The organism is Robertmurraya siralis, from assembly GCF_005502275.1.
Classification (GTDB): Bacteria; Bacillota; Bacilli; order Bacillales; family Cytobacillaceae; genus Robertmurraya; species Robertmurraya siralis.
The window spans coordinates 622,351-634,889 of record NZ_SWLZ01000001.1 but is presented as its reverse complement, the minus strand read 5'-3'; the positions used below and the strand labels follow the sequence as shown (position 1 = coordinate 634,889).

At 37.9% G+C, this 12,539-nt stretch carries 12 protein-coding genes; 3 read left to right on the top strand and 9 right to left on the bottom strand.

Annotation, left to right across the window (positions count from 1 at the left end):
* Positions 1-609: 609 nt before the first annotated feature.
* A complete protein-coding gene (locus FCJ93_RS02980) occupies positions 610-1,131 on the bottom strand; it encodes a hypothetical protein (RefSeq protein ID WP_137742873.1) in 522 nt (173 codons plus the stop codon).
* 477 nt (positions 1,132-1,608) lie between these two features.
* Here FCJ93_RS02980 and FCJ93_RS02975 point away from each other — a divergent pair, with 477 nt between their 5' ends.
* A complete protein-coding gene (locus tag FCJ93_RS02975) occupies positions 1,609-2,079 on the top strand; it encodes a DinB family protein (RefSeq protein WP_137742872.1) in 471 nt (156 codons plus the stop codon).
* A gap of 457 nt (positions 2,080-2,536) precedes the next feature.
* Here the strand turns inward: FCJ93_RS02975 and FCJ93_RS02970 are convergent, their stop codons facing one another.
* The 5 genes from FCJ93_RS02970 to hflX form a co-directional block, all read right to left on the bottom strand.
* Positions 2,537-2,758, bottom strand: coding sequence for a hypothetical protein (locus tag FCJ93_RS02970; protein WP_137742871.1), 222 nt, complete (start codon positions 2,756-2,758; stop codon positions 2,537-2,539).
* A 44-nt stretch (positions 2,759-2,802) separates the two neighbouring features.
* On the bottom strand, positions 2,803-4,137 hold the full coding sequence (gene glnA / locus FCJ93_RS02965) for a type I glutamate--ammonia ligase (protein WP_137742870.1): 1,335 nt from the start codon (positions 4,135-4,137) through the stop codon (positions 2,803-2,805).
* A 66-nt stretch (positions 4,138-4,203) separates the two neighbouring features.
* Entirely contained in the window at positions 4,204-4,614 is a 411-nt protein-coding gene (locus FCJ93_RS02960; protein WP_095308270.1) for a MerR family transcriptional regulator, read from the bottom strand.
* Between the two features lie 129 nt (positions 4,615-4,743).
* Complete coding sequence (locus FCJ93_RS02955; RefSeq protein ID WP_095308265.1) at positions 4,744-6,024, bottom strand: methionine gamma-lyase family protein; 1,281 nt, start codon at positions 6,022-6,024, stop codon at positions 4,744-4,746.
* Positions 6,025-6,056: 32 nt separating this feature from the next.
* Complete coding sequence (gene hflX / locus FCJ93_RS02950; protein WP_095308259.1) at positions 6,057-7,319, bottom strand: GTPase HflX; 1,263 nt, start codon at positions 7,317-7,319, stop codon at positions 6,057-6,059.
* Between the two features lie 201 nt (positions 7,320-7,520).
* On the opposite strand from hflX, the gene FCJ93_RS02945 reads away from it, so the two are divergent.
* On the top strand, positions 7,521-8,153 hold the full coding sequence (locus FCJ93_RS02945) for a trimeric intracellular cation channel family protein (protein ID WP_137742869.1): 633 nt from the start codon (positions 7,521-7,523) through the stop codon (positions 8,151-8,153).
* A 35-nt stretch (positions 8,154-8,188) separates the two neighbouring features.
* Here FCJ93_RS02945 and spoVK read toward each other — a convergent pair whose 3' ends face one another.
* The 3 genes from spoVK to miaA all read right to left on the bottom strand — a co-directional run bounded on the left by spoVK (position 8,189) and on the right by miaA (position 10,966).
* The gene (gene spoVK / locus FCJ93_RS02940) at positions 8,189-9,136 is read right to left on the bottom strand and encodes a stage V sporulation protein K (RefSeq protein WP_137742868.1); all 948 of its coding nucleotides are present in this window, start codon (positions 9,134-9,136) and stop codon (positions 8,189-8,191) included.
* A gap of 575 nt (positions 9,137-9,711) precedes the next feature.
* A complete protein-coding gene (gene hfq / locus FCJ93_RS02935) occupies positions 9,712-9,951 on the bottom strand; it encodes an RNA chaperone Hfq (protein ID WP_095308249.1) in 240 nt (79 codons plus the stop codon).
* Positions 9,952-9,976: 25 nt separating this feature from the next.
* Positions 9,977-10,966 carry a tRNA (adenosine(37)-N6)-dimethylallyltransferase MiaA gene (gene miaA, locus FCJ93_RS02930; RefSeq protein WP_095308725.1) on the bottom strand — a complete coding sequence of 330 codons (990 nt, stop codon included), beginning with the start codon at positions 10,964-10,966 and terminating at the stop codon, positions 9,977-9,979.
* A gap of 377 nt (positions 10,967-11,343) precedes the next feature.
* On the opposite strand from miaA, the gene mreBH reads away from it, so the two are divergent.
* Positions 11,344-12,351: a rod-share determining protein MreBH gene (gene mreBH, locus FCJ93_RS02925; protein WP_095308247.1), complete on the top strand. Its 1,008-nt coding sequence runs from the start codon at positions 11,344-11,346 to the stop codon at positions 12,349-12,351.
* Positions 12,352-12,539: the final 188 nt, after the last annotated feature.

The following is a 12,539-nucleotide window of genomic DNA, read 5'->3' as shown; positions in this document are numbered from 1 at the left end:
AATCGTGTTTAACGGGGATAGCCACCGTTACAAAGAATCAATTATACAAGGTTAATTCTATGCGTTGGCAAGTGGTACATTTTTAAATGCCGTTTAATACATTTTTTGCTTGCCAAATACAGTTAACAAAAGAATACAGGTCATTTTTTTCAACTTACTTCCTCCTTGTTTATAACTTCATTGATAAGTATGAAGGGAATTTTCCAGTAATTCCATAATAACATACATAAATAGTAAGCTAATCCTTACTTGTTCTGTCTTTTTAAAAGGTTGTATTAAACAATATTGTTGATAAAGCGATTTTAGGCTCATTCCGTGTGAAACCAAGGTTTCATACGGAATGAGCCTAAAATCAACACCGATATACAACAAAACCTAAAAAAATGATTTCTCGTTTGAATGCTCCAAATGAGAATGTTCAAATCTTACTTTTCTGGGTCAGTTTGTTTTTTTAGAGGATTTGACGGGTTACCACCTGACTTATTATTGTAAAGGAATTTTTCTTTACACCAAATGATAAAAATTGAACATTTCGAGATTTTTAATAGTGAAATTAAATGAATACAACACTAGTTGTTAATTATAAGAAAAATCAAAGAAGCATTTAGTTTAATTTTCAGAATAACTGTTATTATAATTTTTCGTGTTTTTTGAAGAGGTAAAGGAAATATAAAGCACGATAATAATACAGAATAATAGAGTGATATGAAAAAGGAAATGAAGCGTATTTGGAACAATTCCATTCATTACTGGAAGGAAAGAATGGGTATCTCCAAACATTTGATTATATCTTTCGACTTTTTGTTCTGCACCATACCCAAATAAGTAAGGAATCCACCAGGATATTAGCACTCCAACAAAAATACATAACTGGTGGATTATTAGCCAAAGTTTAACCCAAATTGGATACCTTTTTCCCATAAATTTAACTAACAAGCCCATTAATATTAAAATTTGCCCTACATTAATCAATGTAACAGTGATTAATTCATTATATGAATTTGCTTCTCTAATGGCTTGAACGTCATTAAATGAACCTAAAGGAACCCAATCTTGTACGATCATAAAAAAAAACATAAAACTAAATCCAGCCAACAATAGTTTTTCTGAAATACGTATTTCTTTTTTCACAGATTCCCTCCTATAAAATAACATACATTACAATTACAACAACTACAATTTAGCACATACAGATAACTCTTTCTATATCCCTAAGGTCTAATTTAATGTAAGGCTTAGGTCTTAAAATTTAGAGTATTTTAATTTAATGCTACAACGCCAACTCTGTTCCTATACATCAATTCTTCTCCTTTTGAAAGAAACACCACCATTCGTATAGGTTCAACTTGAAATGAAAAATCACTGGTTAACCATTTTTTAATCTCTACTTTCATAATATTAATAAATTCTACTTTATCGGCACTACGGAATTACTTGTGTAACCCCATTTGTTTAAAGCTAAATAAAAGCGTTATGCTAACTCAGATACTTTGATCTCCAAAAGTCTCCCTCTTAATCAACTGAAGCATCAAAATAACATCCTTTTTTATGCACACGAACATTCTTTCGTGTATATTTAAATTATTCTAATAAAAGGAGATATTCTTGATGAATTCTATTGATTTAATTATTTTAAACTTTAATGAAATTAGAAGAAGAAGTATTAAAGTCTGGACATCTATTCCTGATGAGAAACTCCAATGGAAGCCAGATGACGAGGCAATGAGTTGCCTCGAAATGATTAGACACATACTTGAAAGCGAACATTACTATCACTTAGCAATCAAAAACAAAGGGAGTTTGTCCGTTTTCAATTCTCCTTTTGAAAATCGTCCCTTTACCACAGTAAATGATGAACTGAATTATGCTGAACCTTATAGAAAAGCATTTCTGGATACAATCAAGTCATTTTCTGAAGAAGATTTAGAAAACATTAAGATTGACCGTTCTGACTCAGGTTACATAAGAGACTTAGGTGACATGTTATTACGTGTTGGCTATCATGAATCTGTTCATACAGGTCAGTTATTAGATTATTTAAGAACAGCAGGTATTCCAAGAGTCCGTATCTGGGATTAGTACACTCAACTGGTGCTACCATAAATTGTGGAGCGCCTATTATATTTCATAAGTTAGTTCCGAGCTCCGGCAATACTTTTTTCCAACTGCGAAACCTCCTTACTCTTTTGTTTAATAAAATAGCTTATTACGAATTTTTATCTACAAGCTGCGTAAAATATTAATGGACGTTAAGCGAATCATCTACTTTCCATATAAAAGAGGTGATCGCAATGAAGTTTGTCTTTATATTCTTGATTGTCAAGAAAAGTATTATTAGTTCCATTATTAATTGGTTTAAAGAGTTTTTTAAGTAAGCAATGCTTAAAATTTTGGGCCTTCGTCCAATTTTGATTCGCGGGCCCGGGTTTCTCAAAACTCGGGTCCGTAATATAATTAAATTAATACAGCTAAAATAACTTTATTAATGATCCAAAACAAAGACTCCTGATAAACTCCCATCTCGGCTGCCACTGGATTAATCCACAATACCTCTTGGGCTCTCTGCCCCTGCTACTGCTGTCACATCCATTGTTTTAATATATCGGACGAGCATATCTCGAAAGCAAGACTGGAGTAGGAGGGAGTTTAATACATTAATTAAATTAATTCGGTCATCTATGAGCACTACGGAGAGTTTTTTTAATACCACGCTGTAAGTTTTTTGGAACCCAAGGCCAAACCCATGGTTTCTTTTCACAAACAAAAAGCCCCTGACGCTCAGAGCGCCAAAGGCTATAAAGATTAATACATTTGCATATACTGCTCTCTTTCCCACGGATGGACTTGCGTTCTGAACATATCCCATTCGATCTCTTTTGCTTCTAGGAAATGTTCTAAAATATGTTCTCCAAGTGCAGCAGTCATGACTTCATCTGCTCTAAGCTGATCCAATGCTTGCGCCAAAGTAGCAGGTAAATCTACAATTCCTTCCTCAATGCGCTCTTCTCTTGACATCACGTAAATGTTGCGATCAACAGGAGCCGGAGGAGTTAAGTTATTCTTAATTCCGTCAAGACCAGCGCTTAACAGCACAGCCATTGCTAAATATGGGTTAGCAGATGGATCGACGCTTCGTACCTCAACACGAGTGCTTAGACCGCGAGAAGCTGGGATCCGAATTAATGGTGAACGGTTTCTAGCAGACCATGCTACATAACATGGAGCTTCATATCCAGGTACTAAACGTTTGTAAGAGTTAATTGTTGGGTTTGTTACTGCTGTAAACGCTGGTGCGTGTTTAATGATACCAGCAATGAATTGACGAGCTGTATCACTGAGTTCTAAGTTTCCAGTTGTATCAAAAAATGCATTTTTACCGTTAGTAAATAGCGATACGTTGCAGTGCATCCCAGAGCCGTTAACACCGAATAATGGTTTCGGCATGAATGTAGCGTGTAAACCATGCTTGCGAGCAATCGTTTTTACTACTAGTTTAAAAGTTTGGATTTGGTCACATGCAGTGATTGCATCTGCATATTTGAAATCAATTTCATGCTGACCAGGTGCCACTTCATGGTGAGAAGCTTCGATTTCAAAGCCCATTTCCTCTAATTCTAGTACGATATCACGGCGACAGTTTTCCCCTAAATCAGTTGGAGCTAGGTCGAAGTAACCACCGGCATCATTTAACTCAAGAGTCGGGTCTCCTTTTTCGTCTAACTTAAATAAAAAGAACTCTGGCTCTGGTCCCAGATTGAAGTCAGTGAAGCCTAACTCTTCCATTTCTTTCAAGATACGTCGTAAGTTATTACGTGGATCTCCTAAAAATGGAGTGCCGTCTGGATTGTAAATATCACAAATTAAGCGTGCAACTTTTCCTTTTTCAGCAGTCCAAGGGAAAATGACCCATGTATCCAAATCAGGATATAAATACATGTCGGATTCTTCGATTCGAACAAATCCTTCAATAGAGGATCCGTCGAACATCATTTTATTGTCCAACGCTTTTTCGAGCTGACTGATAGGAATCTCCACATTTTTGATTGTTCCTAAAATGTCAGTGAACTGCAGGCGGATAAACTTTACGTTTTCCTCACTCGCCATTCTTTTGATATCATCTTTAGTAAACTTCGCCATTCTACTTCCTCCCTATTTTTACTTCTTGTTGGCCTCTCCCAACTAGTGACATGCTAGGAAAAGCTTTTATGACTTAAAAAAGCGAGACATATCTCCTTGACGAAGGGAAGAACGGTTGAAACGACCAGCTTGCATCATTTCAGCCCTTAAAATCCTCCTCAATTCATCATCAGATAATTCACGTCTTACTTTTTTAGCTTCTTTCTCCATCTCCTCAGTTACTACTTCTTTCTCCTTCACAGCAAAAAGTTGTTTAATTCCAGCAAGATTAACTCCTTGATCAATAAGATCCTTGATCTCAAGCAGAAGGTCAATATCATTAAGAGAAAACATTCTCCTGTTTCCCTCTGTTCGCGCCGGAGAAATCAATTGATGTTCCTCATAGTAGCGGATTTGCCGAGCAGTTAAATCAGTTAATTGCATCACAATTCCTATTGGAAATAGTGGCATCGTACGACGAATTTCACTTCCGCTCATGCGATTTTCTCTCCACCTTTCTATCATGCTTTTATTATATTTAATGTTAGGTTTTCTGTCAACAGATGTTAGGTTATATTACATGATTTTTTTAAATATTATTTTTCTTTGATCTTTTGAGCTATTTACCTAGTATTTTTCATCAATACTTAGGAGCTTCTTTTCTAATAAATGATTTAGTGCGATGCAAATCGCTATTTTGACATGTGAATATGTTAATCCCCCTTGAACGTATGCCACATATGGTGGACGGGTCGGTCCATCAGCGGTAAGTTCTATACTCGCTCCTTGGATAAACGTGCCTGCTGCCATAATGACATCATCTTCATAGCCAGGCATATAACTCGGATATGGTGTTACATGGGAATTAATAGGAGAAGAAAATTGAATGGCTTGGCAAAAAGCAACCATCTTCTCTCGCTCATCAAACTGGACAGACTGGATTAAATCCGTTCGCACGGCATCCCACTTTGGATTCGTATTCATTCCCAGCTTTTCAAGCGTGGCCGCGGTCAGGATCGCTCCTTTTAATGCTTGACCAACGATATGCGGTGCCATAAAAAAGCCCTGATACATTTCTTGTAGACTATAAAGAGAAGCCCCTGCTTCTCTACCGATCCCAGGAGACGTAAGTCTATAAGCACAAGCCTCGACCCATTCCTTTTTGCCGACAATATAACCGCCGGTTTTAACAAGACCGCCACCTGGATTCTTGATCAGTGAACCAGCCATTAAATCTGCGCCGACATGACATGGTTCAATCTCTTCCACGAATTCTCCGTAACAATTATCAACAAAGACGACAACATTCGGATTAACCTTTTTTACAAAATCAATCATTTCTTTTATTTGCTGAACTGTAAATGACGGTCGATTCGCATAACCTTTAGAGCGCTGAATACCAATCATTTTCGTATTGGGCTTCATCGCTTGTTTAATCGCGGGGTAATCGATATCCCCTTCTGCCGTTAAAGGAACACTATTATAAGAAATTCCATATTCCTTCAGTGAACCAACCCCACTTCCCCTAATACCAACGATTTCTTCGAGAGTGTCATAAGGCTTCCCTGTTATGTACAGAAGTTCATCACCAGGTCTAAGTACGCCAAAGAGGGAAATGGAGATAGCGTGAGTTCCTGAGATGATTTGAGGTCTAACTAGCCCAGCCTCACCGCCAAACACCTCTGCGTAAATATCTTCTAATGTATCTCGGCCAATATCATCATAGCCGTAACCGGTTGAGGGATTAAAATGAGAATCACTCACACGATGATGCTGAAAACTTGAGAGCACTCGAAATTGGTTGCGATCGATTCGTTCATCAATCTCTTTATGCAGATCCTGCACTTGCGCTTCTACTTCTTTCATGATTTTTTCTAACTGCTTCCCATATGTTAATTGCTGAAACATGCTGTTCTCCTTCTATATATCAAATATCATTTTCATTTAATCGAATAGTGATAAAGTTGGCCAAGAATTTGATGATCAGTCAAACAATAGCCTTTGCACACATATAATTGTTTTTCTTCATGAAAACGAAGCTCTCTTAGTATGGTATCATTCTTTAATTGCGCTAACAGCTTTCCTTCTGTTGATGGAACCTCCACATGGTAAAATTCCATTGCTTGCAATACAATTTGTTCAATTTGTTTTTTTAACCGCATGCGATCTTGTTCATCAAACGCACTAATTAGGATTGTCTCAGTCTTGGCAGTCGGGACAAAATCACCGTGCTGCTGATCCTTTTTATTGTAAACCGTTAGCTGAGGAATTTGCTGAACTTCTAAATCCTCCAATAATTTATGGACCGTTTGCTCATGTTGAAAGTAATCCTCATTCGACATATCAACAAGATGAAGAATTAAATCTGCTTCCTTCACCTCCTCAAGCGTTGAACGGAAGGCGGCGATTAGCGTTGTAGGCAAATCTTGGATAAAACCAACCGTGTCCGTTAAAAGAGTTCCAAAGCCACTTGGCAAAATCATTTTTCGTGTCATTGGATCAAGCGTTGCAAATAATTGGTTTTCTTCAAATGCATCAGCTTCTGTCAGACGGTTAAATAAGGTCGATTTCCCGGCATTCGTATAGCCAACGAGTGCAATTTGGAACGCTTTGTTTTTCTTGCGTCGTTCACGATAACGATCACGATGCTGGACAATAACACTAAGCTGGGTCTTGATATCATCAATTCTACGGCGAATATGGCGGCGATCACTTTCAAGCTTCGTTTCCCCAGGTCCCCTTGTCCCAATTCCAGCTCCTAATCTTGACAGTTGAAGTCCTTGACCACCGAGTCTTGGTAGGAGATATTGAAGCTGAGCTAATTCCACCTGTAGCTTTCCTTCCTTTGAACGGGCTCTCGTTGCGAATATGTCCAAAATTAATTGTGTTCGATCAATAATCCTCCCCTCAAGCTCTGCAGAGAGATTTCGCACTTGACTTGGAGACAGCTCATCATTAAAAATAATCAGTTCGGCCTCAAGCTCTGCTTCCAATGCTTTTAATTCTGCCACCTTCCCCTTTCCTATGTATGTAGACGGATGAATCCGTTCTCTTTTTTGCGTTAACTTCGCAGCTACCTTTCCCTTTGCAGTTTCTGTTAATGACTCAAGCTCTTCCATTGAATATTGATAGCGAAGATCATCCTCTGTTGTTTGACAACCTACAAGGATCACTCTTTCAATACTCGCTTCCTGTTTTGACAAATCATTTCCTCCTGTCCATAAAGCCTCTATATTAATTGGAAATTGAGTGAGCAATCTACTTCGAATTCATCATATCAAAAAAGGAGAGCGAACACGAATTTTGTAAAAAAATAAATATCTTTCATTGCAAACATACTCCGTGATAAAATCAAATTGTTTGTTTTAAGTGGGCGAATTTATCATTTAGAGGAGAATACAAGAATGACCTGGGAAGTATTAAGTATGATCGGCACCGTTGCATTTGCTATTAGCGGAGCGATTATTGCAATGGAAGAAGAATATGATATTTTAGGAGTTTACATATTAGGAATTGTGACTGCTTTCGGAGGAGGGGCGATTCGCAACCTGCTTATCGGGGTCCCAGTTTCAGCACTATGGGAGCAAGGACTCTTTTTTCAGGTTGCCCTTTTATCAATAACGCTCGTCTTTTTCTTCCTTAACAACCTCCTCAAAATATGGCAAAGATGGGGTAACCTCTTTGACGCCATCGGTTTGTCAGCCTTCGCAATTCAAGGTGCTCTCTATGCTGTAAAAATGGAATTGCCCCTAAGTGCCGTTATTGTCGCGGCAGTACTGACTGGAAGCGGCGGTGGGATCATCCGCGATTTATTAGCAGGGAGAAAACCATTGGTATTAAGCTCAGAGATATATGCTCTGTGGGCAATTTTAGCAGGGATCGCAATTGGCTTAAAATGGGCTGTAACTTCCTTTGAATTATATACTCTTTTTATCATCATCACTTTTTTACGCGTTTTATCTTACACTTATAATTGGAAGCTTCCAAAACGATTTAATCTTGCCATTCAAGCAAAAAAGCGAAACATAGAGAGTTAACATCGACCTTCGGATCATAGAAGGCTGACTTTTCGTCAGCCTTCATCAAGAATTAAATCGTTACTTCGGATCGTCATCAAATCATGACGATCGAATTGATTTTGCATGAGCAAGCGCATCGATTGGGCACGAATCGATTTTTCAATCACATTTCGCATATATCGGCCATTGGAGAAGCTTGTTACGTTCAAGGAATTTTTAATCCAATATAAATGATCACGCAGCCTTTTTTCCGCTTCATGACTTAATGTATACTCTTTCTCCCGCAGCATCTTATCACCAATTTCCATTAATTGATCAATGGTATAATCAGGAAAATCGATCACGAGTGGAAAGCGTGAATAAAGACCGGGATTTAACGTTAAAAACTGATCCATCTCTCTGGAGTAACCGGCAAGAATCAATATGAAATCATGTTGTTTATCCTCCATATGCTTGACCATCGTATCGATCGCTTCTTTTCCAAAATCTTTCTCACCGCCACGGCCTAAGCTATATGCTTCATCCACAAACAAAATGCCACCCATTGCCTTTTTGATTAAATCTCTCGTTTTTTGAGCTGTATGACCAATGTACTCCCCTACCAAATCTGCTCTCTCAGCCTCGATGAGATGGCCTTTAGAGAGAACATTCATTTTTTGGAATAACCTGCCAATCAGCCTTGCAACCGTTGTTTTTCCTGTACCGGGATTTCCTTTAAACATCATGTGAAGTGCCTGTTTTCCGACTTTTAAACCTTCTTCTTCTCGTTTTTTATTAATATATATCCAGGCATATATTTCTTTAATCGTTTTCTTCATTTCTTCCATTCCCACTAATGTACCCAGTTCCTCTTCAATTTCCTTTAAAGCTGCATGCTCCTGTGGAATCGTCTTTGGAACCACTTTTACATCTGGCAACTCCTTCGCAACCGTTTTTCTTATTTGTGAATTAAGAACAATGCTAATTTGACCGTTATTTTTCATACGAAAAGGTTGGTCCAAAGCTTTCACCTCACATTTCTAAAAGCTGTTTTCTCTAGATGAATTCAGAAAAATTCAATAGTTGGGTGAATCGGCCATGTTTACGAAAAAGCACCGCTTCTCCATCTCAAAAGAATTATTTATCATCATCATACTCTGATGAGATCATTTTCGTGACACTAGCCTAATTTCACTTTTACACAGGTTGGGATATGATGCTGTTGATGTTCGGTTTTTCATGAAATTCCCGATTCTTTCGTAAATGAAAAAAGGAGTAATTAATGCAACTACAACTAGGCAGCCATCTGTTAACATAGCCTTCGTTAAAAATGTTAACTATACTATATGTATTCAATCTAAACCTATTTCATTAAAGTTTTTATTAAAAACCCCTTCATCCTTTAAATCTGGTCCCGATGTGAATGGAGCAAGGTTGTTTTCCTTAGTGTTCATTGTACTAACTGGAAGTGCGAGCAGAGAAACGGATGCACCAAACCTAAGCGCTGAACCAGCTTCTTATTGTTGAGGGGGAAACTATTCCCTTTACGAAAGAAACGTAAAAAGGCTCGCTTCATATCGAAGCGAACCTTTGTATTTTACGATTGTGAAGGATTTTCTAAATCAATTTGCACATTTCTTTGTGGGGCAAAGGTTGAGATTGCATGCTTATAAACAAGCTGCTGCTTGCCTTCTGATTCAAATAACACGGTGAAGTTATCAAAACCTTTTATTTGACCTCTTAATTGGAAACCATTTAATAAAAAAACTGTAACACTGCTTCCATCCTTACGCAATTGATTTAAGAATTGATCTTGAATATTAATGGATTGTTTCATCTGGGATCCTCCTCTTTTATCTCTATTAATATGTATTCGATTTTATTTTCAGCTTTCCTTCAATATACGTGGAAATTTCCGCAATTTTTTTTGTAAATGTTACGTTGTCGGTCACATCTGACATATCGAACCACTGAACATCCATTTTATTGCGAAACCAAGTTAGCTGCCGTTTTGCATAACGGCGAGAATTCTGTTTTAATTTCTCAACGGCTAAATTTAATGGGAGTTTCCCATCAAAATAATCGTACAGCTCCTTATAGCCAATCGCTTGGACCGAGCCGCAATCTCTAAGTCCAGATTGATACAATCCTTTCACCTCGTCTACTAATCCTTGCTCGATCATGATGTCAACCCGCTTGTCAATGCGCTCATATAGTTGTTCTCTTTCCATTGTTAACCCAATTAGAGCAGTGTCATAGCATAAATCCGCCGTTTGTTTTTCTTGAAATTGACTCATTGTCTTACCAGTACAATGGAAAATTTCGAGAGCTCTTATCACCCTGCGCACATTATTGGGGTGAATATTCCTAGCACCAAGCGGATCAATTGTGAGAAGTTCTTGATAAATTACATCTTTTCCTTCTTTTTCCGCTTTTAATTCCATGCTTTTTCGAAATTCCTCATCCGATGGGGCGCTCGAAAATTGATAATCATGAATGACTGACTGGATGTACAAGCCAGTACCACCAACGATTATCACCAGCTTATTGCGATTGGTGATATCCGAAATTTTTTCACGAACAAGCGTTTGAAATTCTGCAACAGAAAAGGATTGATTCGGCGCTTTAATATCAATTAAATGATGGGGAATTCCCTCCATCTCCTCGTTTGTGATTTTTGCGGTGCCTATATCCATTCCTTTATATACTTGCATCGAATCACCACTAATGATTTCACCATTGAAACGTTTGGCCAATTCAATGCTCATTTTCGTCTTTCCTACAGCAGTAGGTCCAAGTAAAACAAGGACTTTTTCTTTACTGTCCACTACCTCCACGCCTTTACTATCCATTTGTGTTTTTATCGCAGTAAAACTGCTAATTCTCATCGTAACACATTTAAAGGCTATTTTCTTCATTTGTAATATTTTTTAACAAACATGTCGATACATTTTTTTAAGTTTATGAACAAATTAATCGCGAAATACGAGAAACTTTCAACATTTAATTAGCATCTCCAAAAATATCCAGTTTATTCACATCCATGCACAATTTACAAATAATCCATTTTACATTACAATTCCTTAACGTTTATATAACAACCCCCTAAATGAACCACTTCCATGCTAATTTATATAAAGACATGAACAAACTGTAATTTTTATATTAATTCTATTTACTACAGCATAAATGATGTCATCAAGAAAATAGAGAATAGGTGGGGAAAGAAATGCTTGCAGCAAATGAAATTGGAATTGACTTAGGAACTGCAAATATATTAGTCTATAGCAAAAATAAAGGAATTACATTGAATGAGCCCTCATTAGTAGCCGTTGATGTCCGTACAAAAAAAGTGATTGCTTTCGGTCAAGAAGCGAAGGAAATGGTTGGCAAAACACCTCCTCATATCCATGTCATCCGCCCTCTTAAAAATGGAGTTATTGCGGACTTTGATATTACGACAGAGCTTCTGAAAATCATCATGAAGCAAGCTATGAATAAATCTGGCGTAAACGTTCGAAAGCCGAATGTGATCATCTGTACCCCTTCCGCAGCAACTAGTGTAGACAAACGGGCGATCCAAGATGCTGCACGGAATGCCGGTGCGAAGCAAGTCTTTTTAATAGACGAGCCTGTTGCCGCAGCGATCGGGTCAGGGCTTCCAGTAGATGAGCCTGTGGCCAATATGATTGTCGATATTGGCGGCGGTTCTACGGAAGTAGCCATCATTTCTTTTGGAGGTGTAGTCGCAGCCCAATCGATCAATATAGGCGGAGATCGACTGGATGAGGAAATTATTCAATATGTGCGTAAAAATTATAATGTCCTTATCGGAGAAAGAACCGCTGAGCAAGTAAAAATGGAAATTGGCCATGCCCTCGTAGATCATGAAGAACTAAAGATGGAGATTCGTGGACGGGATCTAGTAACTGGTTTACCGAAAACAATCACTCTATCATCTTACGAAATTCGTGAAACGTTAAAAGAATCCTTACTCCATATGCTGGAGGCGATTCGTGCTACTTTAGAAGAATGCCCGGCAGAATTAAGTGGAGATATTGTTGATAGAGGTGTTGTTCTCACAGGTGGTGGCTCACTTTTAAACGGAATGGAAGAATGGTTAAGTAAAGAAATCTTCGTACCTGTTCAGCTTTCAGAAAGTCCACTTGAATCTGTCGCATTAGGAACTGGTGAATCATTAAGTATTATGAAAAAACTTCGCCAAGCGGCAAAATAAAACAACGAAAAGTGCCCTTAAAACATGTTAAGTTTGAACTGCTCCTATAAGTCAGACTGATTCTGGGCAGCTTTCCATCGTCCTTAAATAACTGTTGATTTTAACAGAAAGAACGAGAAGTTTGTTCGCAAGGTGCAAAGTTAATAAAGAGCCTTGTCTACTTTCCTAGACGATATGAAAATGCAACG